Origin of the sequence: Streptomyces sp. RK62 (genome assembly GCF_018070255.1) — a bacterium.
Lineage (GTDB): Bacteria > Actinomycetota > Actinomycetes > Streptomycetales > Streptomycetaceae > Streptomyces > Streptomyces nigra.
Window position 1 is genome coordinate 89720 of sequence record NZ_JAGPYD010000016.1, and the last position, 20682, is coordinate 110401.

General features: G+C 71.2%; 16 protein-coding genes. 8 read left to right on the top strand and 8 right to left on the bottom strand.

Annotated elements, in window-relative coordinates:
- The first annotated feature begins 171 nt into the window (after nt 1-171).
- The 3 genes from nth to KBY32_RS28340 all read left to right on the top strand — a co-directional run bounded on the left by nth (nt 172) and on the right by KBY32_RS28340 (nt 3153).
- A complete protein-coding gene (gene nth, locus KBY32_RS28330; RefSeq protein ID WP_234350955.1) occupies nt 172-1083 on the top strand; it encodes an endonuclease III in 912 nt (303 codons plus the stop codon).
- A 67-nt stretch (nt 1084-1150) separates the two neighbouring features.
- On the top strand, nt 1151-1846 hold the full coding sequence (locus KBY32_RS28335) for a CoA pyrophosphatase (RefSeq protein WP_115504909.1): 696 nt from the start codon (nt 1151-1153) through the stop codon (nt 1844-1846).
- A 107-nt stretch (nt 1847-1953) separates the two neighbouring features.
- Nucleotides 1954-3153: a MarP family serine protease gene (locus KBY32_RS28340; RefSeq protein WP_055625075.1), complete on the top strand. Its 1200-nt coding sequence runs from the start codon at nt 1954-1956 to the stop codon at nt 3151-3153.
- A gap of 22 nt (nt 3154-3175) precedes the next feature.
- Here the strand turns inward: KBY32_RS28340 and KBY32_RS35545 are convergent, their stop codons facing one another.
- From KBY32_RS35545 to KBY32_RS28365, 6 genes are all read right to left on the bottom strand, one after another.
- Nucleotides 3176-3358 carry a hypothetical protein gene (locus KBY32_RS35545; RefSeq protein ID WP_079033903.1) on the bottom strand — a complete coding sequence of 61 codons (183 nt, stop codon included), beginning with the start codon at nt 3356-3358 and terminating at the stop codon, nt 3176-3178.
- A 127-nt stretch (nt 3359-3485) separates the two neighbouring features.
- Nucleotides 3486-4421, bottom strand: coding sequence for an alpha/beta fold hydrolase (locus KBY32_RS28345; RefSeq protein WP_055625074.1), 936 nt, complete (start codon nt 4419-4421; stop codon nt 3486-3488).
- On the bottom strand, nt 4418-4915 hold the full coding sequence (locus KBY32_RS28350) for a phage holin family protein (protein WP_055625073.1): 498 nt from the start codon (nt 4913-4915) through the stop codon (nt 4418-4420). The genes KBY32_RS28345 and KBY32_RS28350 overlap by 4 nt, the downstream gene beginning before the upstream one ends.
- Before the next feature lie 77 nt (nt 4916-4992).
- Nucleotides 4993-6432: a Na+/H+ antiporter NhaA gene (nhaA, locus tag KBY32_RS28355; RefSeq protein WP_210982103.1), complete on the bottom strand. Its 1440-nt coding sequence runs from the start codon at nt 6430-6432 to the stop codon at nt 4993-4995.
- 219 nt (nt 6433-6651) lie between these two features.
- The gene (gene acs / locus KBY32_RS28360) at nt 6652-8607 is read right to left on the bottom strand and encodes an acetate--CoA ligase (RefSeq protein WP_210982104.1); all 1956 of its coding nucleotides are present in this window, start codon (nt 8605-8607) and stop codon (nt 6652-6654) included.
- Between the two features lie 349 nt (nt 8608-8956).
- On the bottom strand, nt 8957-11524 hold the full coding sequence (locus tag KBY32_RS28365) for a SulP family inorganic anion transporter (RefSeq protein WP_210982105.1): 2568 nt from the start codon (nt 11522-11524) through the stop codon (nt 8957-8959).
- A 291-nt stretch (nt 11525-11815) separates the two neighbouring features.
- On the opposite strand from KBY32_RS28365, the gene KBY32_RS28370 reads away from it, so the two are divergent.
- Nucleotides 11816-13174: a hypothetical protein gene (locus tag KBY32_RS28370; RefSeq protein WP_247690110.1), complete on the top strand. Its 1359-nt coding sequence runs from the start codon at nt 11816-11818 to the stop codon at nt 13172-13174.
- Between the two features lie 15 nt (nt 13175-13189).
- Here KBY32_RS28370 and KBY32_RS28375 read toward each other — a convergent pair whose 3' ends face one another.
- Nucleotides 13190-14200, bottom strand: a complete 1011-nt coding sequence (locus KBY32_RS28375) for an ATP-binding protein (protein WP_210982106.1) — start codon at nt 14198-14200, stop codon at nt 13190-13192.
- Between the two features lie 212 nt (nt 14201-14412).
- On the opposite strand from KBY32_RS28375, the gene KBY32_RS28380 reads away from it, so the two are divergent.
- Nucleotides 14413-15237: a Fic family protein gene (locus KBY32_RS28380; protein ID WP_210982107.1), complete on the top strand. Its 825-nt coding sequence runs from the start codon at nt 14413-14415 to the stop codon at nt 15235-15237.
- Nucleotides 15238-15659: 422 nt separating this feature from the next.
- Here KBY32_RS28380 and KBY32_RS28385 read toward each other — a convergent pair whose 3' ends face one another.
- A complete protein-coding gene (locus KBY32_RS28385) occupies nt 15660-16493 on the bottom strand; it encodes an HAD family phosphatase (protein WP_210982108.1) in 834 nt (277 codons plus the stop codon).
- 571 nt (nt 16494-17064) lie between these two features.
- On the opposite strand from KBY32_RS28385, the gene ssd reads away from it, so the two are divergent.
- The 3 genes from ssd to KBY32_RS28400 all read left to right on the top strand — a co-directional run bounded on the left by ssd (nt 17065) and on the right by KBY32_RS28400 (nt 20679).
- On the top strand, nt 17065-18177 hold the full coding sequence (gene ssd / locus KBY32_RS28390) for a septum site-determining protein Ssd (RefSeq protein ID WP_055625066.1): 1113 nt from the start codon (nt 17065-17067) through the stop codon (nt 18175-18177).
- Nucleotides 18178-18620: 443 nt separating this feature from the next.
- On the top strand, nt 18621-19805 hold the full coding sequence (locus tag KBY32_RS28395) for a TadA family conjugal transfer-associated ATPase (protein ID WP_308293806.1): 1185 nt from the start codon (nt 18621-18623) through the stop codon (nt 19803-19805).
- Nucleotides 19806-19875: 70 nt separating this feature from the next.
- On the top strand, nt 19876-20679 hold the full coding sequence (locus KBY32_RS28400) for a type II secretion system F family protein (protein ID WP_247690139.1): 804 nt from the start codon (nt 19876-19878) through the stop codon (nt 20677-20679).
- Nucleotides 20680-20682: the final 3 nt, after the last annotated feature.

The window sequence follows — 20682 nt, forward strand, 5'->3', positions numbered from 1 at the left end:
ATTCCCCCGCGTGCCAGGGGACCGTGTTCCCCATTTTGCCGGACGGTCCAAACAGTGTGATCTGTCACAAGGATGCCGCACACCTGTCCTGGGGTAAGCGGCAGGGGGCCAATTGGGGGCCGATCTTCGCGGTCCAGGGCGGATGTCGGTGCCGGGCTTTAGGCTGGCCGAGTGTCCAAATCGCCGGTGAGAGCACAGGCCAAGGGGGCTGAGCGGGTGGTTGATCGTCGTGATTCCGCTGTGGGCGAACAGGCTCCTGGTGGAGGCAAGAGGGCGGCTGAGAAGGCCGCCTCGTCGAAGCTTGCCGTGGGGCAGTCGCGGACCGCTCTGGTGCGGCGGGCTCGGCGGATCAATCGGGAGCTTGCCGAGGTGTATCCGTACGCCCATCCCGAGCTGGACTTCGAGAATCCGTTCCAGCTGCTGGTCGCGACTGTTCTGAGTGCTCAGACCACTGATCTGCGGGTGAACCAGACGACGCCTGCGCTGTTCGCCAAGTATCCGGGGCCCGAGGATCTGGCTGCCGCCAATCCGGAGGAGGTCGAGGAGATCCTGCGGCCCTGCGGGTTCTTCCGGGCCAAGACGCGGTCGGTGATGGGGCTGTCCAAGGCGCTCGTGGAGGACTACGGCGGGGAGGTCCCGGGGCGGCTGGAGGAGCTGGTCAAGCTGCCGGGTGTGGGGCGGAAGACTGCCTTTGTGGTGTTGGGGAACGCGTTCGGGCGGCCCGGGATCACCGTCGACACCCATTTTCAGCGGCTGGTGCGGCGGTGGCAGTGGACCGAGCAGACCGACCCGGACAAGATCGAGGCCGAGGTCGGGGCGCTGTTCCCGAAGAAGGAGTGGACCGATCTTTCGCACCATGTGATCTGGCATGGGCGGCGTATCTGTCATGCGCGTAAGCCTGCTTGTGGTGCGTGCCCTATTGCCCCGTTGTGTCCTGCTTACGGTGAGGGCGAGACGGATCCGGAGAAGGCGCGGAAGTTGCTGAAGTACGAGAAGGGCGGCTTCCCCGGGCAGCGCCTGAAGCCGCCGCAGGCCTACCTGGACGCGGGGGGCAGGCCGGCTCCGCCGTTGGGGGCCGCGTGAGTCGTTGCACGGCGGAACGATCTGGAGGGCGTCCCGCGTTGAAGCTGGCAGGGCGACGGGGGTGGCGATGGCGCGGGTGAGCGGTACGCAGGGCGGCCCGGTGGTGCTCAGCAAGGACGGGCTGCCCGACTGGCTGGAGCCGGTGGCGCGGGTCGTCGACACCGTCGAGCCGTTGCAGCTGAGCCGTTTCCTGCCGCCCAAGGACGGGGCCGGGCGGCAGTCGGCCGTCCTCATTCTTTTCGGGGAGGGCGAGCGGGGGCCTGAGCTGCTGCTCATGGAGCGGGCCAGCTCGTTGAGGTCGCATGCCGGGCAGCCGTCGTTTCCTGGTGGTGCTCTTGATCCCGAGGACGGTGATCCGGCGACCGACGGGCCGTTGCGGGCCGCGCTGCGGGAGGCCGAGGAGGAGACCGGGCTCGATCCGGCGGGCGTGCAGCTCTTCGGGGTGCTGCCCCGGCTGTACATCCCGGTCAGCGGGTTCGTCGTCACCCCGGTGCTGGGCTGGTGGCGTGAGCCGAGTCCGGTCGGTGTCGTCGACCCGAACGAGACCGCCCGGGTCTTCACCGTCCCCGTGGCGGATCTCACGAATCCGGACAACCGTGCCACCACTGTTCACCCCAGTGGCCATCGAGGTCCGGCATTTCTGGTCGAATCGGCACTCGTCTGGGGCTTCACGGCCGGTGTCATCGACCGGCTGCTCCATTTCTCCGGCTGGGAGCGGCCCTGGGACCGGGGGAAGCAGGTCCCGCTCGACTGGCGGTCATGACAGGGTGTCTGCGGTGCTGTGCCGTCCCGGGGGGCCTCGTGTCCGAAATGCCGCCGGGTCCATGGCTGACCTGGTGAGCGAAGAGTGATGAGGCGAGGCAAGAACCGGTGAACGTGCTGGACATCCTGTTGCTGGTCGCCGCCGTCTGGTTCGCGATCGTGGGTTATCGCCAGGGCTTCGTCGTCGGCATCCTGTCGGTGATCGGCTTCCTCGGCGGCGGGCTCGTGGCCGTGTACCTGCTTCCGGTCATCTGGGACGCCCTTACGGACAATGCCGAGGTGAGTACCACTGCGGCCGTTGTCGCTGTGGTGGTGGTGATCGTCTGTGCTTCCATCGGGCAGGCTCTGACCACTCATCTGGGGAACAAGCTGCGGCGCTACATCACCTGGTCCCCGGCCCGTGCGCTGGACGCCACCGGCGGTGCGTTGGTCAATGTCGTGGCGATGCTGTTGGTGGCCTGGCTGATCGGGTCGGCTCTGGCCGGGACGACGCTGCCTACGGTCGGCAAGGAGGTCCGCAGCTCCAAGGTGCTCCTCGGGGTCTCACGGGCGCTGCCCGCCGAGGCCGACACCTGGTTCGCGGACTTTTCCTCCGTCCTCGCGCAGAACGGCTTCCCGCAGGTCTTCAGCCCGTTCTCCAACGAGCCGATCACCGAGGTGCAGCCGCCCGACCCCGCGCTCGCGAAGAGCCCCGTGGCAACCCGCGCCCAGCGCTCCATCGTCAAGGTCATGGGTACGGCGACCAGTTGCGGCAAGGTGCTGGAGGGCACCGGCTTCGTCTTCGCCGAGCGCCGCGTCATGACCAACGCGCACGTCGTCGGCGGCGTCGACGAACCCACCGTCCAGATAGGCGGCGAGGGCAAGCGGTACGACGCGACGGTCGTCCTGTACGACTGGAAGCGCGACATCGCCGTCCTGGACGTGCCCAAGCTCGACGCGCCCGCCCTGCGGTTCACGGCCGATGACGCCGAGAGCGGCGACGGCGCGATCATCGCGGGCTTCCCGGAGAACGGCGCGTACGACGTGCGGGCGGCGCGCGTCCGCGGGCGGCTGCCGGCGAACGGACCGGACATCTACCACCGCGGCACCGTGAGCCGTGACGTCTACTCCCTGTACACGACCGTGCGCCAGGGCAACTCCGGCGGCCCGCTGCTCACACCCGGGGGCAAGGTGTACGGCGTGGTGTTCGCCAAGTCTCTCGACGACGCCGACACCGGCTACGCGCTGACCGCGGACGAGATCCGGGAGGACATCGCCAAGGGGCGTACCGCCGACCAGCAGGTGGACAGCGACAGCTGCGCGTTGTGACGCCGGGGGCCTCGCGCGCCGGTCAGCCGCGTGGGTGGCGCAGGCGTACCGAGACCCAGCGGGCCCGGCGGCGGAGGATGCGCGGAATCCCTACCCGGGGGTCCGCGACCGGCATCTGCGGGGCGCTGCCTCGCTGGTGGGAGCTCAGCCCGCCGGCCGAGCGCCGATTGCGTGCCGCGTCACTGTAGTCGTGCGTCCAGCCCATACCCCGACGTCTGCCCCCGCCCCAAGGTCGATAACCGCGCCGGGAGACCCCAATTGGCCTATGCGGGAGGCAATTGGCTGTTCGAAGAACAGGTGTTCAGTTCCGGATAGCGGGCGGGCCGGCCCGGTCACCGGTCGGGCTCGGGATCCTTCAGCCAGTTGATGAGTTCGGTGGAGAAGGCGACCGGGTCCTCCTCGTGCGGGAAGTGCCCCAGACCGTCGAACAGGCGCCAGCGGTACGGGGCTTCGACGTACTCGCCCGAACCGGCCGCGCTGCGCGTGCGCATCACCGGGTCGAGCGAGCCGTGCAGGTGGAGCGTCGGCACCCGGACCGGGCGCTTCATCCGGCGGTTGAACTGGATGCCGTCCGGGCGGGCCAGCGAGCGCACCATCCAGCGGTACGGCTCGATCGAGCAGTGCGCCGTCGACGGGATGCAGATCGCCTGGCGGTACGTCTCCACCGCCTCGTCGTCCGGCAGGCGCGGGCCCGACCAGTCGCGCATCAGCCGGCCGACCAGGGCGCCGTCGTCGGCGGTCAGCTGACGCTCGGGGATCCAGGGCCGCTGGAAGCCCCAGATGTAGGAGCTCGCGCTGGTCTGCTTCACGTCCGAGAGCATCGCCGAACGCCAGCGCCGCGGGTGCGGCATGGACGCGACCGCGAGTCGGCGGACCAGCTTGGGGCGCATCACGGCCGCCGTCCAGGCCAGATATCCGCCCAGGTCATGGCCGACCAGGGCGGCGTCGGGCTCGCCGAGCGAGCGGACCACGCCGGTGATGTCGAGGGCGAGGTTGGCCGGGTCGTAGCCGCGCGGCGTACGGTCGCTGCCGCCCACGCCCCGCAGGTCCATCGCGACGGCGCGGAAGCCCGCGTCGGCGAGCGCGACGAGCTGGTGCCGCCACGCCCACCAGAACTGCGGGAAGCCGTGCAGCAGCATGACCAGGGGGCCGTCGCCCATCTCGGCGATGTGGAAACGCGCGCCGTTCGCCGCGACGTCCCGGTGGGTCCAGGGGCCGTCGAGGCGTACGACCGAACCGGTGGGTGCCGAAGGGGCGGGATCCGTCATGACGACGAGCGTGCCACAGCCTCGATGGCGGCGGGTGCCCGGTCCTCCAGCTCGGCCGCGGGAACGGGACGCGGGTGCGGCTTGGCGTTCTGCAGGACGCCCGCCGTCTCCTTCATCGACGACGCGACCTTCTGCGGGCTCTTGCTCTTCTTGGCCTTCTTCGCGAAGACGACGCCGATCAGCGCGAGGACGACCGCGACGAGGACGTTGGCGGCGAAGGACAGCAGGAAGCAGATGGCGAGGTTCCAGTCGCTCCAGGTCCTGATGCCGTACGCCAGCGCGAAGTTCAGCATCGGCAGCGAGAACACCAGCACCGCGCCGGCGAGCGAGAACGCCCCGCCGCTCGTCGCGCCGCGCTTCACGTCCTGCTTGAGCTGCGCCTTGGCCAGCGCGATCTCGTCATGCACCAGCGCCGACAATTCGGTCGTCGCCGAGGCGAACAGCTGGCCGATGCTGCGTTCGGCGCCGACCGGGCTGCCGTCGGGTGCGCTCATCGCGGTCTCCCTCGTAGTCACGGTTCCGTCTTCCGCCTGACCGAGTACGGTTCCGTCTTTTGTACCGTCCCGTCAGATCATGCCCGACGGTGCCCCTCATCGCCTGCCCTGCCCGCCTCTTCGGCAACCGCGTGGCGTGCCGCGGCCTTCTCCTCGGCGAGCCGGCGGTGCTCGGCGGCCTTGCGTTCGTGCAGGGCGGCCATGCGCAGGTGGTACGCGGGGTCGTCCTGTTCGTAGATGTCCGGCACGCCGTCGGCGTCCTCGTCGCGCTCCTCTTCCTCCCACATCCGGCGGTACTTGGCGTTCCGTATCTTCAGCAGCACGGTCGCCAGGAGGGCCGCGATCAGGGAGCCGACGAGGACGGCCGCCTTGACCGAGTCGGTGAGCGCGGTGTCGCCCGCGAAGGCGAGCTCGTCGATGAGCAGGGAGACGGTGAAGCCGATCCCGGCGAGGGCCGCCACGGCGAACACGTCCGCCCACGCCAGGTCGTCGCTGAGCGAGGCCCGGGTGAAGCGTGCCGTCAGCCAGGTGCCGCCGAAGATGCCCACGGCCTTGCCGACGACCAGCCCGAGCAGCACCCCGAGCGTCTCCGGCTGGGTGAACACATCGCGCAGCGCGCCCCCGGAGACCACGACCCCGGCGCTGAACAGCGCGAACAGCGGCACGGCCAGACCCGCCGACAGCGGTCGTACGAGGTGCTCGATGTGCTCGCCGGGGGACTGCTCCTCGCCCTCGTGCCGGGAGCAGCGCAGCATCAGGCCCATCGCGACACCGGCGATGGTGGCGTGGATGCCGCTGTTGTACATCAGCCCCCAGATGACGACGGCGAGCGGCACGTACACGTACCAGCCGCGTACGCCCTTGCGCAGCAGCAGCCAGAAGACGAGCAGGCCGGCCGCGGCGCCGCCGAGCGCGGCGAAGTTGAGGGTCTCGGTGAAGAAGAGCGCGATGATCAGGATCGCGAAGAGGTCGTCGACCACGGCCAGGGTCAGCAGGAAGGCGCGCAGCGCGCTCGGCAGTGAGGTGCCGATGACCGCGAGGACGGCCAGCGCGAACGCGATGTCGGTCGCCGTCGGCACGGCCCAGCCCGCCGTCGAGCCTCCGCCGGTGACCACGGTGAGCGTGTACACGAGCGCCGGTACGGCCATGCCGCAGAGCGCCGCGACGACCGGCAGGACGGCCTTGCCCGGGTCCTTCAGATCGCCTGCGACCAGTTCGCGCTTGAGCTCGATCCCGGCGACGAAGAAGAAGATCGCGAGGAGGCCGTCCGCCGCCCAGTGCTCGATGGAGAGGCTGAGGCCCAGGGCTTCGGGGCCGAGGTGGAAGTGGCCGACGGTCTCGTAACTGTGTCCCAGCCCGGGGAGGTTCGCCCACAGCAGCGCGGCGATCGCGGCGACGAGGAGCAGGACGCCGCCGACGGTCTCGGTGCGCAGCGCGTCCGCCACGAAGTTCCGCTCGGGGAGCGAGAGCCGTCCGAAGGCCTTGCGGGCGGGGGGCTGGGGAGGGGACGCGGTCACGGGGCTACCTTCGGTCGGTGGGCAGGACGGAGCACATGCCGACCAGACTTCCCGGCGCACCTATGAACGAGTTTCGCTTTGTTTAGCCTACCTAAGGGTGCAGAGCTGTGCACGTGGGGGCTTGTCGTGTGGGGGTGGTCCTGTGTACGGCCGGTGCGTCGTACGTACGCGAAAGGCACCCGGCGTGTCTGTCGCCGGGTGCCTTTCGGTGGGGCGTGCTCAGTCCTCGCTGGACGACGTCGGCAGCTTCTTCTGGATGAGGTCCATGACGGTCGAGTCGGTCAGCGTGGTCACATCACCGAGCTGGCGGTTCTCGGCGACGTCCCGGAGCAGTCGGCGCATGATCTTGCCGGAGCGGGTCTTCGGCAGCTCGGCCACCGGCAGGATCCGCTTGGGCTTGGCGATCGGGCCGAGGGTGGCGCCGACGTGGTTGCGCAGCTCGGCGACCAGGTCCTCGGTCTCGGCGGCCGTGCCGCGCAGGATGACGAAGGCGACGATGGCCTGGCCGGTCGTCTCGTCGGTGGCGCCGACGACGGCCGCCTCGGCGACCGACGGGTGGGACACCAGCGCCGACTCCACCTCGGTGGTCGAGATGTTGTGTCCGGACACCAGCATCACGTCGTCGACCCGGCCGAGCAGCCAGATGTCCCCGTCGTCGTCCTTCTTCGCGCCGTCACCGGCGAAGTACTTGCCCTCGAAACGCGACCAGTACGTGTCGATGAACCGCTGGTCGTCGCCCCAGATGGTGCGCAGCATCGACGGCCACGGCTCGGTGAGGACCAGGTAGCCGCCGCCACCGTTGGGCACCTCGTTGGCCTCGTCGTCGACGACGGTCGCGGCGATGCCGGGCAGCGGCCGCTGGGCCGAGCCGGGCTTGGCCTCGGTCACGCCGGGCAGCGGCGAGATCATCATGGCGCCGGTCTCGGTCTGCCACCAGGTGTCGACGACCGGGGTGGTGTCGGCGCCGATGTTCTTGCGGTACCAGATCCACGCCTCGGGGTTGATCGGCTCGCCTACCGAGCCCAGGACGCGCAGCGACGACAGGTCGAACTTCGCGGGGATGTCGTCGCCCCACTTCATGAACGTCCGGATCGCGGTCGGCGCCGTGTAGAGGATCGTCACGCCGTACTTCTGCACGATCTCCCAGAAGCGCCCCTGGTGCGGGGTGTCCGGCGTGCCCTCGTACATGACCTGCGTCGCGCCGTTCGCCAGCGGCCCGTAGACGATGTACGAGTGCCCGGTGACCCAGCCGACGTCCGCCGTGCACCAGTAGACGTCGGTCTCCGGCTTGAGGTCGAAGACGGCGTGGTGCGTGTAGGCGGTCTGGGTGAGGTAGCCGCCGGAGGTGTGCAGGATGCCCTTGGGCTTACCCGTCGTCCCGGACGTGTACAGGATGAAGAGCGGCTGCTCGGCGTCGAACGCCTCAGCCGTGTGCTCGGCGGACTGCCGCTCGACCAGCTCGTGCCACCACACGTCACGGCTGTCGTCCCAGGCCACGTCCTGCCCGGTACGGCGGACCACGAGCACATGCTCGACGTTGTCCACCTTGGAGATCGCCTCGTCCACGGCCGGCTTGAGCGCGGACGGCTTGCCGCGCCGGTAGCCGCCGTCGGAGGTGATGACGACCTTGGCGTCGGCGTCCTGGATCCGGGTCGCGAGGGCGTCCGCGGAGAAGCCGCCGAAGACGACCGAGTGGGCGGCGCCGATGCGTGCGCAGGCCAGCATCGCGACGGCCGTCTCGGGGATCATCGGCATGTAGACGGCGACCCGGTCGCCCTTGCGGACGCCCAGCTCCAGCAGCGCGTTGGCCGCCTTGGAGACCTCGTCCTTGAGCTCGGCGTAGGTGATGGCGCGGCTGTCGCCGGGCTCACCCTCGAAGTGGATGGCCACCCGGTCGCCGTGGCCGGCCTCGACATGCCGGTCCACGCAGTTGTAGGCGACGTTGAGCTCGCCGTCCTTGAACCACTTGGCGAACGGCGGGTTCGACCAGTCCAGTGTCTCGGTCGGCTCCTTGGCCCAGGTCAGGCGGCGGGCCTGCTCGGCCCAGAAGCCGAGCCTGTCAGCCTTGGCCTGTTCATACGCCTCCGCCGTGACGTTGGCGTTGGCAGCCAGGTCGGCGGGGGGTGCGAACCTGCGCTCTTCCTTGAGCAGGTTGGCCAGGCTTTCGTTGCTCACGACATCTCCCTTTCCCAGGGTGTCCGTTGTGTCCCAGGCCACAGCTCATCAGACCCGAGGGCCCGCTGACAAGGGTCGACGGATAATTGGTTTAGACCTGTCTGCGGCCGGGTGCACACGTGCTGTCGGCGCCGGGGGTCATCCGTTCCCACGGACGCCGTATGCACGCGGTTCAGGTCTGTTATCCCTTTCACACTCGGACGCTCCCTGATGCTCCGGCCTGTGCGGATCCGCGGGGGAGTCGCCCGGATGGCCGCCGGTGGGGGCGCACGGCACCGCACCCGGGAAGGGCGGGGCGGGGCCGTGCGCCCGGGGAGGGGCTGGGGTGGGGCCGTGCGTCTGCGGAGGGTCAGGCCGTCAGGTCCGCCACCCCCACGTGGTCGAACACCTCGCCCTCGTGCACCTCGGACAGCAGGTAGGCCTGTGCCTCGCCGACGTGGAAGTACATCCCGTGCAGCTCCAGCTCCCCTGCCCGCAGGGCACGGCTCACCGAGTCGTGGGCCCGCAGATGCTCCAACTGCTGGATCACATTGGTCAGGCAGAGCTGCTCGACCGTGTCGGCCGCCGCCCGCCCGGCGAGTCTGGCCGCGGGCCGGCTCCCGTCGGCCATCCGGGCGACACTCGGCCCGCCGTACCGCAGCCATCGCCTCAGCGGGGTCTGCGCGGTGTCCTGGTCGGCGGCGAGCAGCGCCTGCATCGCCCCGCACCCGGAGTGGCCGCACACCGTGATGGACCGCACCCGCAGCACATCGACGGCGTACTCGATGGCGGCGGCCACCGAGTCGTCCCCGCTCTCCTCGCCGGGTGGCGGGACGAGGTTGCCGACATTGCGGACGACGAAGAGGTCTCCGGGACCGCTGCTGGTGATCATCGAGGTGACCAGCCGTGAGTCCGCACAGGTGAGGAAGAGCTGCGAGGGCTGCTGCCCCTCCCGCGCCAGCCTCGCCAGCTCGCTCCGCACAAGGGGTGCGGTGTTGCGCTGGAAGGCGCTGATGCCGCGGGCGAGTTGGTTCGCTGTCGGGGTGGTGGCGTCCGGGGCGCGGGGGCTGGAGGGGGGCGCTGGGGCCTCGACCGTCGCACCGGGGGTGCCGGGGGTGCCGGGGGTGCCGGGGGTGCCGGGTGCGCCGAGTGCGCCGAGTGCGACGAGTGCGTCGAGTTTCGCGGTGAGGCCGGAGGGCTCGGTGTGCTCTGTGTCCTCGGGCGTGCGAGTCGTCGTGGTCTTGGCGTCGCTCCGGTGGGCGGAGCCGGTTTCCGGGATGGCGCACTGGTGGTTGCGCCACGGAGTCCACGGGTGGCACCGGCAGCCGGACGAGTCCGGTGCGGTCGTGCCGCCGTCCGGGTGGAGGCCGGCCGGTCCCGTCGGCTCGCCGATCCGGACGCCGGTGCGGCGGCCGACCAGTTCGACGGTGCCGCCGTGCGCCGTCTGGGTGCTCTGCCAGTCCTGCAGGGACTCGTACGCCGCGTGGTCCATGAAGGAGCCGTCCAACTCGACGACGGCGTGCGCTCCTTGGGGTACGAGGTGCAGGGTCCGGCTGAGCCGGGGCACCGCGAGGAACGTCAACTGCCCTCTGACGTGTACGTGATGGACTCCTTCCTTCTCGTGGTGCGTGATCCGGGTGCGGGTGAGGCGGTGCAGGGCGACGGCGACGGCCATGCCGATCCCCAGCGCGACGCCCTCGAGGACGCCGAGGAACACGACGCCGACGGTGGTGACGGCGTAGACGAGCACTTCGCGGTGGCGGGTCACCGTGCGGATGTGGTGCAGGGACACCATCTGGATGCCGACGGCCATCACCAGGGCGGCGAGCGAGGCGAGGGGGATGAGCTCGAGGACCGGGACCATCAGCAGCGCGGCGATCACTACGAGAACGCCGTGCAGCATCGTGGAGTTCCGGCTGACGGCACCGGCGTTGACGTTCGCCGTGCTGCGGACGGCCACTCCTGCGACGGGCAGGCCGCCGAGGGTGCCGGAGACGACGTTGGCGGCGCCCTGCCCGAGCAGCTCCCGGTCCAGGTCGGCGCGGCGGACGCGGCCGGACAGCGCGGGCCGGGCGGCGACCATCTTGTCCACGGCGACCGCGCCGAGCAGCGACTGCACGCTGCACACGAGCGTGATCGTGAGTACGGCGGCGATCAGGCCGAGCGCGGGGCCCTCGGGGAGGCCGGCGAGGGCGTGGCTGCTCCAGGACGGCAGGTCGACCTTGGGCAGGCCGAACCCGAGGAGTGCCGCGGAGGTGGTGGCTCCGGTGACGGCGACGAGGGGTGCGGGGACGACCCGCAGGAGCCGTCCGGCGCGGCCGGGGAGGCGGGGCCAGGCCAGCAGGAGGCAGAGGGTCAGCGCGCTGACCGAGAGGGCGGCCGTCTGGACCCGGGCCAGTTGGGCGGGCAGGTCCCGCAGGTTGAGCAGGACCGAGCTGTGCGGGGTGCCGCCGAGGACGATGTGCAGCTGGGCCACGGCGATGGTGACGCCGATGCCGGCGAGCATGCCGTGCACGATGGCCGGGCTGACGGCGAGCGCGGTGCGGGCCACGCGGAGGAGTCCGAGGCCGAGCTGGGCGAGTCCGGCGAGGACGGTGATGGCGCAGGTCGTACGCCATCCGTAGCGCTGGATGAGCTCGGCGGTCACGACCGTGAGCCCGGCGGCGGGGCCGCTGACCTGGAGGGGGGCGCCGCCGAGCCGTCCGACGACGACTCCGCCGACGGCGGCGGCCACGAGGCCGGCCTGGAGCGGGGCGCCGGTGGCGAGGGCGATGCCCAGGGAGAGGGGGAGGGCGATCAGGAAGACCGCGATGGACGCGGATACGTCGGCGCCCGTGAGGCGGGGGCCGCGGGGCCGGGGCGACGGCGGGCTGTGGGGCTCGTGGCTGTGCTCCTTGCGATGGGGGTCGTCGTGGCGGGTGGGGGTGCAGGCTGACATGTTCCCGTCTCCTCCGGGGCAGCGCGGTCGCGGATCTCTTCGGGCCCCTGGCCGTGCGCCAGGGGTGTCGCGGCCGTGTGGTCACGGCGTACAGCGGCGGGTGGTGACAGTCGGTAAACGAATCGTAATGGAGAGTAAAGGGAGGGAATAGAGTGTCCGAGCAAATGGACTAATAAATCGCTCTGGAGGGTGAAGCAATGGATTAGTCGGCTTGTCGTACTAATTCCACCTTCGGCTCATGCGATCTTGGCGGCGCCGCCGGACCCGAGAGAAGGAAGAAGGTGGACGGACATGGCCACCACCCGCAGGACCGCTCCGCACCGCACTGCCGCCCCAGCCCCCAGGTCGGCCACACCCCACCGAGTCGTCCCACCGCACCGGTCCGCCAGGGCCCGGAGAATCGCGGCGTGCACGGCGCTCGCCGCCGTCTGCGCGGCCTCGCTGGCGGGCTGCGCCGGATCCGAGCCGGACGGGCACGCCGCGCCCGGGCCGCAGAAGCAGAAGCCTGTGGCCCCCGCCCCGAAGAGCGCGATCCGCCTCATCGGCGACGGCTCCACGGCGTACACCGGAGCACAGCCGCGTCTGCCGCGCCCCGAGAGGCTGAAGCCGGGCGAGAAGCCGCCGCAGTTCGTGGTGTTCTCCTGGGACGGCGCCGGCGAGGACAGCCAGAAGCTGTTCTCGCACTTCCGCAGGGTCGCCAAGCAGAACAACGCGACCATGACGTACTTCCTGAGCGGCGTGTACCTGCTGCCGGAGGACAAGCGCGACCTGTACCGGCCGCCCCAGCACTCCCCGGGCCGCTCCGACATCGGCTTCAACGACCAGGAGGGGATCGCCGACACCGTGCGCCAGCTGCGGCTCGCGTGGCTGGAGGGCAACGAGATCGGCACCCACTTCAACGGGCACTTCTGCGGCAGCGGCGGCGGGGTCGGCGAGTGGTCGGTGAAGGAGTGGAAGGAGGAGATCGGCCAGGCGAAGAAGTTCGTGAAGTCCTGGAAGACCAACACCGGGATGGCACAGGCGGACCCCCTGCCCTTCGACTACGACAAGGAGCTCATCGGCGCGCGCACGCCCTGCCTGGAGGGCCGCTCGAACTTCGTGAAGGCGGCGCGCGACCTGGGCTTCCGCTACGACTCCAGCGGCGTCAACAACCAGCTGTGGCCCACGAAGAGGCACGGGCTGTGGGACCTGTCGCTGCAGCTCGTGCCGTTCCCCGGGCACTCCTACGAACAGCTCACCATGGACTACAACTTCATGGTCAACCAGTCCGGCACGAAGACCCAGGGCGACCCGTCCAAGCACCGTTTCTGGGGCGACCAGATGCGTGAAGGGCTGCTCATGGGCTTCCGGCGGGCGTACGACGGCAACCGCGCCCCGCTGATCATCGGCAACCACTTCGAGTCCTGGAACGGCGGTACCTACATGCGTGCTGTCGAGGAGACCGTCGAAGCCGTCTGCAACAAGCCCGACGTGCGCTGCGTTTCCTTCCGCCAGCTCGTCGACTGGCTCGACGCCCAGGACCCCGCGACCCTGCGCAAGCTGCGCTCGCTGAACGTCGGCGAGGCCCCGAAGCAGGGCTGGGCGTCCTTCCTGTCGGGCAGCGGGGCCCCGGCCCCGAAGGGGGTGCCGGGGGCGCCGGCAGGACGGTAGGGGCCGATCGGTCGATCAGGCGGTGGGGGACAAGGAGGCGTCGGCCTCGGAGAGCGCGACGAGGTGCTCGCCGAGGACGAACCCGGGGTCGATCTGCGCGGCCAGATCGGCCCCGGTGCGTTCGTTGCCCCAGGACTGGGCGTTCTTCAGGTGGAAGTGCACCATCTGACGGGTGTAGCGCTCCCAGTCGCGCAGCTCGTACGTGGCGTCCGCGGCCGTCCGCAGGCGGCGCAGAGCCGTGTGGTTGGCGTCCTCCAGGAGCTCGAACCGCGGCGGGCGGCCCTTCTCCATGGCCCGCACCCAGTCCGAGTGCCCGACGGTCACCAGCAGGTCGTCCCCGACCTCGGCGCGCAGGAAGTCGAGGTCGTCCTGGCCCTGCACCTTGTTGCCGACGACCTTCAGGACGACGCCGTAGTCGCGCGCGTAGTCGCGGTACTGGCGGTAGACGGAGACCCCCTTCCGGGTCGGCTCGGCGACGAGGAACGTGATGTCGAAGCGGGTGAACATCCCGGAGGCGAAGGAGTCCGAGCCCGCCGTCATGTCGACCACGACGTACTCGCCGGGGCCGTCCACCAGGTGGTTCAGGAACAGCTCCACCGCTCCGGTCTTGGAGTGGTAGCAGGCGACTCCGAGGTCGGAGTCGGTGAAGGGGCCGGTGACCATCAAACGGACGGCGCCGCCGTCGAGTTCCACCGGGCGGGCGCAGGCGTCATACACCGGGTTCGGCTCGCGCACCCGCACCAGCCGCGATCCCTCACCGGGCGGTGTCGTCTTGATCATCGTCGCCGTGGACGTGATCCGGGGGTTGTGGCCGCGCAGGTGGTCCTTGATCAGCGGTAGCCGCTCGCCCATCGCGGGCACGGCCGCGGCTTCCGTCTCGTCGAGACCGAGCGCGGCTCCGAGGTGCTGGTTGATGTCGGCGTCGATGGCGACGACCGGCGCTCCGGCCGCCGCCAGATGGCGGATGAACAGGGAGGACAGCGTCGTCTTGCCGCTGCCGCCCTTCCCGACGAAAGCAATTTTCATGTTCACCAAGCGTAGTCGGCTAATAGCTGTACGTGGCATACGTGGGACGGAAGGCCACTCGATCGAGGGGTGGAGGCTGTCGGTCGAGAAGTGGGAGGCCGTCGATCGAGGGGTCGGAGGCCGTCGGTCGGAGGGGTGGAGGCCGCTGTTCCGGGCGTGGGAAGCGGGGCGGGGTGGCGGCCGGATCGGGGGCGGCGCGTAATGTCGTACTCATGAGTACGACAGGAGCGTCCGCCGATCCGCTCGCGGCCCTCGGGTCGCTCCCCGGTGTTCCCGAGGCCGTGGAGTCGGTGCGCAAGGCAGTGGACCGGGTGTACGGGCACCGCATCATGCGGCGTCGCAGCAACGAGATCACGTCCGAGGCGGCCCTGCGTGGCGCCCGTGGCTCGGCGGCGCTGTCCGGGGCGGACTGGGCGCTCGAGGAGGTGCGCCGGCGTACCGACTTCAGCGGGGACGACGAGGCGCGCGTGATGGGCGCCGCCCTGCGGCTCACCGCCGAGGCCGGTCAACTGCTGTCGATCTGGCGCCAGTCGCCGCTCCGTGTCCTGGCCCGGCTGCACCTGGTGGCCGCCGCGGACGGTGACGAGCGGGTCGGGCGGCCGCGGCAGGAGGGCGAGGCGGTCGAGGAACCGCTGATCGAGCTGCCCCTGCCGAGCGCGGCGGAGGCGCACGGCCGGCTGGACGGCCTCGCGGAGCTGATCATCGCGGGCGGTTCCGCGCCCGCCCTGGTGACGGCCGCCGTCGTGCACGGCGAGCTGCTCGCGCTGCGCCCCTTCACCTCCCACAACGGCCTGGTCGCGCGTACGGCCGAGCGGGTCGTCCTGGTGGGCAGCGGACTGGACCCGAAGTCGGTGTGCGCGGCCGAGGTGGGGCACGCCGAGCTGGGCCGCGCGGCCTATCTGGCGGCGCTCGACGGCTATGTCTCGGGCACGCCCGAGGGTATGGCGGCCTGGATCGCCCACTGCGGCAAGGCGGTCGAGCTCGGGGCGCGTGAGTCCATGGCGGTCTGCGAGGCGCTGCAGCGCGGCGCCGCCTGAGCGGTTTTACGCCGCGCGGCAGGACCCGAATTCCGTAAGCCGCGCGGGCCGCGGAGAACCCCGACAACTAAATGCGGCGGTACGAGGATTCGTACCGCCGCTGGCATGTCCATCGGGTTACCAAGCGTCCTCGATGTATTGCCCATCAGGCCGGGAACTTTGCCCGTCACCTGGTGCGGCTGGCCCGTAATCGACGGGTCGACGTCGCGTGGGTGCCCGATGTTCATGCTCGGTCCGTGGGGCCAATTGCGTAGCTAAGGTGATCCTCTCGGATGTCCTTGGTCTCGCGGGCCGTTGAGTCCTTTGTACTCCAGACCGCAACCAAGCGGAAGACCTCGCTGCAGTTCTTTACTTTTGCTCTCAAATACGAGCCAAACGGGCATCGATATCCGTGCGTGACGGATGGGGCGGCGGGTAGCGGATCAGACGAGCGCCGTACGGCGCCGGCTCGCGTACCAGACCAGGCCGGCCGTGGCCGCCGCAGCCCCTATGGCGGCCGCCGCGACGAGGGCGGGCCGCGGCGGTACCGAGAACGCGGGGATGCGCTGCTTGAGCCGGACCGGCCGGTGGAAGTCGAGAATCGGCCACCCACGCGCGAGCGCCTCGCGACGCAGCGCGCGGTCCGGGTTCACGGCGTGCGGGTGTCCGACGGTCTGCAGCATCGGCAGGTCGGTCGCCGAGTCGCTGTACGCGTAGCAGCGCGCGAGATCGTAGCCCTCGGACGCGGCCAGCTCCCGGATCGCCTCGGCCTTGGTCGGGCCGTACGCGTAGTACTCCACCTCCCCGGTGAAGCAGCCGTCGTCGCCGACGACCATACGGGTGGCCACCACACGGTCGGCTCCGAGCAGCTCACCGATGGGTTCCACGACCTCGGCGCCGGACGTCGACACGATCACGACGTCGCGGCCGGCCGTGTGGTGCTCCTCGATGAGGGAGGCGGCCTCGTCGTAGATGATCGGGTCGATGAGGTCGTGCAGCGTCTCGGCGACGATCTCTTTGACCTGCTGGACGTTCCAGCCACGGACCATCGCGGAGAGGTACTCGCGTGTGCGCTCCATCTGGTCGTGGTCCATACCGCCCACGCGGAAGACGAACTGCGCATAGGCGGTCCGCAAGGCGGCCCTGCGGTTGATCAGGCCGCCTTGGTAGAAGGACTTGCTGAACGTGAGCGTGCTCGACTTGGCAATGACCGTCTTGTCCAGGTCAAAGAAGGCGGCTGTGCGGGGCAAGGAGTGGTTTTCCACGACCCTGAGCATAGGCGCAGCCCATTCGGCGTAAGGTTGGCGCGTGGGTTTGCTTGAGAAGGCTCTCGGGTACACCATGGAAGTCACGGATCGTTCGCGACCGTGCTAACCCGGTCCGACTCCTCCCCCCCCGAGTCGGCCGTGGAGACGACCCCCGCTCTCCCCCCCGGCGGGGGTCGTCGCATGTCCGGGGCGGTTTTTCCCTTACGTGTACGGCTGTGAGGCCGTAGCCGGGCGGCTGGTGCCGCCCTTTCGGCATGCTTCCGATTCGTCACGCTGAGTAGTTAACACGGTGCTGTGCGGGAACCGTCCAGGGATCGGTGCATGCCTCACCGGATTGGGTGACGGTCATATTCACAACTACCGAGTTGTCCACAGTTATTGACCAAGATCCACACGATTTGCCGGATCGCTGCATCGTGATTCCGACGCGTCCCGGCGGGCCGACTTCATGGCCGGTTCCGGTTTGTCGGGCGTGATTGGCCGGTTCGTATCGGCCGTTCATATGGGGCCGCTTACCGGCTCTTCACACCTTTGGGAATGGCGTGGCCGCAGGGCTGCGCGAGCGATGCAGCGATGGGGGATGGAAACCGTGACCGCAGCCGTCACACACGATCCGCCGGGCCCCGCCTCCGGGCGCCCCGGGAAGCCGTTGATCGTCACCGAGGACGCCGACCTGCTGGACGACCTGCTGCGCCTGTGCGCGGCGGCCGGCGCGACACCCGAGGTCCACCACGGGGTGCCGGAGCCGCGCGGCAGCTGGGAGGCGGCGCCGCTCGTGCTCGTCGGCGACGACGCCGCACGCCGGGTGCGGGGTGCCGGACGCCGGGGCGGAGTGGTCCTCGTCGGGCGTGACCAGGACGACTCGGGGGTCTGGCGCCGGGCCGTCGAGATCGGTGCCGACCACGTCCTGATGCTCCCCGACGGCGAGCAGTGGTTGGTCGACCGGATCGCCGACGTAGCCGAAGGCGTCGGCCGGCCCGCCCTCACCGTCGGCGTCATCGGCGGCAGAGGGGGCGCCGGGGCCTCCACGCTCGCGTGTGCCCTCGCCGTGACGGCCGCGCGGGAAGGGCTGCGGACCCTCCTGGTGGACGGTGATCCGCTGGGCGGCGGCCTCGACGTCGTCCTCGGCGGGGAGGCCGCCGCGGGCCTGCGCTGGCCCGCCTTCGCCGGATCCAGGGGGCGGCTGGGCAGCGGCGCCTTGGAGGAGTCCCTGCCCGAACTGCACTCCCTGCGCGTTCTCAGCTGGGACCGGGGCGACAGCGTCGCCGTCCCTCCGCAGGCGATGCGCGCGGTGCTGGCGGCGGCCCGGCGCCGAGGCGGGGCGGTCGTCGTCGACCTGCCGCGCCGGATCGACGACGGCGTCGCCGAGGCCCTGGCCCAGCTCGATGTCGGCCTCCTCGTCGTCCCCGCCGAACTGCGCGCCGTCGCGGCGGCCCGGCAGGTGGCCTCGGCGGTCCAGCTGCTGCTGAGGGACCTGCGGGTGACTGTACGAGGGCCCTACGCGCCCGGCCTGGACGACCGGGAGGTGGCCCGGCTCCTCGATCTTCCGTTGGTGGGCGAGGTGCCGGTGGAGCCGGGTCTGCTGCGGCCCCACGAGCACCGGGAGCCACCCGGCGCGGCGGCGCGCGGCCCACTGGCCCGCTTCTGCCGGGAGTTCTGGGAGCGCGCGTTGTGTGAGGTGCGGGTGGGGTGAGGGGCGGCGGTTGCAGGGCCGGGGTGAGCGGCGTGATCAAAGGTCGGGGTGACGGAGTGGGTGGAGCTGTGGGAGAGGCGGGCGGACGGATGAGTACGGAGGGGGCGCGCGTGGGTGCGGGGACGGTGACGGCACCGGTGGTGAGGTCGGAGGCGGGGGCGAGGCCGGGGCCTCGGGTGCCTCGGTGGGCTGTGAGTGGTGTGGGGGATACGGGTGGGCCTCCCGAGCGGGGGACGCGGCATGTGAGTGGGAGAGAGGTGGCGTTAGGGCCGGAAGGGCTGGCGCCGGGGGTGCGTGGGGCGCGGGTGCGGTCGTTGGCCGGCGGGGCGCCGGTCCGCTCGGGGGCCGGTGAGGTGCGGGGTCGGTCGGGGGCCGTTGAGGTGCGCGGTGGTGGGGGTTGTTCGCCTGGGGCGCGGTGGGCGTCCGGCGGGGCTGCGGCGGACGTGCCGGCCGGGTTGCTCGACGGGGTGCGGCAGTGGCTGGCGGAGAGCGGGGCCGAACCGACCCCGGCCCGGGTCGCGCAGGCCTTGCGTGAGCAGGGCAGGGTGCTGGGCGACGCGGAAGTGCTGGGTGCGGCCGAGCAGTTGCGGTCGGAGCTGGTCGGGAGCGGCCCGCTGGAACCACTCCTCGCCGATCCCGCGGTCACCGACGTGCTGGTGTCGGCACCGGACCGGGTGTGGGTCGACCGGGGCGGGGGCCTGGAGTTGACCTCCGTGTCCTTCCCCGACGCGGCGGCCGTACGACGTCTCGCGCAGCGCCTCGCCGCGGTGGCCGGCCGGCGGCTGGACGACGCCCGCCCCTGGGTGGACGCCCGGTTGCCCGACGGGACCCGTCTGCACGCGGTACTCCCGCCGGTGGCCGTCGGGTGCGCGTGCCTGTCGCTCCGGGTGGCGCGGCCGCGGGCGTTCAGGCTCGACGAACTGGTCGCGGCGGGGACGGTGCCGCCGGGCGGGGACCGGGTGCTGCGGGCCCTGGTCGACGCGCGGCTGTCCTTCCTCATCAGCGGCGGGACCGGCAGCGGCAAGACGACGCTGCTCAGTGCCCTGCTCGGGCTGGTCGGGCCGGGTGAGCGGATCGTGCTCGCCGAGGACTCGGCGGAGCTAAAGCCGGACCATCCGCACGTCGTACGGCTGGAGAGCCGGCCCGCCAACCAGGAAGGCGCGGGGCTCGTGACGCTGGAGGACCTGGTGCGGCAGGCCCTGCGGATGCGGCCGGACCGGCTCGTCGTGGGCGAGGTGCGCGGGCCCGAGGTGGTGCATCTGCTGGCAGCCCTCAATACAGGCCATGAAGGCGGCTGCGGGACTGTTCACGCCAACGCCGCCTCCGATGTGCCCGCCCGCCTGGAAGCCCTCGGGACGGCGGCCGGGCTCGACCGGGCGGCCCTGCACAGCCAGTTGGCGGCAGCGCTGTCGGTGGTCCTGCACCTTGTAAGGGACCGGGGCGGGCGTCGGCGGATCGCCGAGGTGCAGGTGCTGGAGCGGGACCCGACCGGACTGGTGCGGACGGTGCCGGCGTTGCGGTGGGCCCCGGAGGGGTTCGTGGCCGAGCGGGGCTGGGAACGGCTCCAGTGCCTTCTGCGCGGGGGCGTCGATGCCAGAGGTGCCGTGGGAGGTGGTGTCCGTGGATGAGCTGGCGTCCGGCGCGCTGGACGGGCTGGGGGCGGCCGGTGCGTGTCTGGGAGCTGCGGCCGTCTGTCTGATGGGTGGGCGGGACCAGGGGGCTCGGAGGCTCCGGGGGCTGCTCGCGGATGGTGGGGACCTGGAGGCCGGGGCGTCCGGCTGGCGGGGAGTGGCGGGGAGTCTACGGCGGTTACGTGGGCGGCTGAAGGTCGAGGGGTGGGCCCTGGTCGCTGGGTTGGTGCTGGCGGTGCTCGGTGCGTCGGTGGTGCCGCTGGTCGCCGGGGCGGCCGGGGTGCCGTTGCTGAGGCGGATGCGTCTGGCCCAGGAGGCGCGGCGGGCGCGTGAGGTGCGCGGGGGCTCGGTGATCGCGCTCTGCGGGGCGCTGGCCGGGGAGGTACGGGCGGGGCGGCAGCCGGGAGAGGCGTTGCTGAGGGCGGCGCGTGACTCCGGCGGGCTCGGCTCGGCGCAGTCCGCCGTGCTGGCGGCGGCGCGGTTCGGTGGCGATGTGCCCGGTGCGCTGGCTTCTGCGGCGTGCCGGCCCGGCGCCGAAGGGCTGTCGGGGCTGGCCGCGTGCTGGCGGGTCGCCGTGGACCAGGGCGCCGGTCTCGCGGCCGGGCTGGACCGGTTGGAGGCGGCGCTCCGCGCCGAGCGCGATCAACGCGCCGACTTGAGAGCCCAGTTGGCGGGAGCCCGCTCGACGGTGGTGATGCTCGCCGGGCTGCCGGTGCTGGGGCTGCTGCTCGGCGCGGCGATGGGAGCGAGGCCGCTGCACGTGCTGCTGCACACCGGCGCGGGGTTCGGGTGCCTGGTGGTCGGCGGCGTGCTGGAAGGGGCCGGCATGTGGTGGGCGGCGCGCATCGTGCGAGGAGCGGAGGCGGGATGAGGC

What these genes read in the sequence shown, in the direction of transcription:
- KBY32_RS28335 (WP_115504909.1), top strand. Translation starts at nt 1,151, where the DNA reads ATGGCGCGGGTGAGCGGTACGCAGGGCGGCCCGGTGGTGCTCAGCAAG.
- KBY32_RS35545 (WP_079033903.1), bottom strand. Translation starts at nt 3,358, where the DNA reads ATGGGCTGGACGCACGACTACAGTGACGCGGCACGCAATCGGCGCTCG.
- KBY32_RS28345 (WP_055625074.1), bottom strand. Translation starts at nt 4,421, where the DNA reads ATGACGGATCCCGCCCCTTCGGCACCCACCGGTTCGGTCGTACGCCTC.
- KBY32_RS28350 (WP_055625073.1), bottom strand. Translation starts at nt 4,915, where the DNA reads ATGAGCGCACCCGACGGCAGCCCGGTCGGCGCCGAACGCAGCATCGGC.
- KBY32_RS28365 (WP_210982105.1), bottom strand. Translation starts at nt 11,524, where the DNA reads ATGTCAGCCTGCACCCCCACCCGCCACGACGACCCCCATCGCAAGGAG.
- KBY32_RS28370 (WP_247690110.1), top strand. Translation starts at nt 11,816, where the DNA reads ATGGCCACCACCCGCAGGACCGCTCCGCACCGCACTGCCGCCCCAGCC.
- KBY32_RS28375 (WP_210982106.1), bottom strand. Translation starts at nt 14,200, where the DNA reads ATGAAAATTGCTTTCGTCGGGAAGGGCGGCAGCGGCAAGACGACGCTG.
- KBY32_RS28380 (WP_210982107.1), top strand. Translation starts at nt 14,413, where the DNA reads ATGAGTACGACAGGAGCGTCCGCCGATCCGCTCGCGGCCCTCGGGTCG.
- KBY32_RS28385 (WP_210982108.1), bottom strand. Translation starts at nt 16,493, where the DNA reads ATGCTCAGGGTCGTGGAAAACCACTCCTTGCCCCGCACAGCCGCCTTC.
- ssd (WP_055625066.1), top strand. Translation starts at nt 17,065, where the DNA reads ATGGAAACCGTGACCGCAGCCGTCACACACGATCCGCCGGGCCCCGCC.
- KBY32_RS28400 (WP_247690139.1), top strand. Translation starts at nt 19,876, where the DNA reads ATGGGTGGGCGGGACCAGGGGGCTCGGAGGCTCCGGGGGCTGCTCGCG.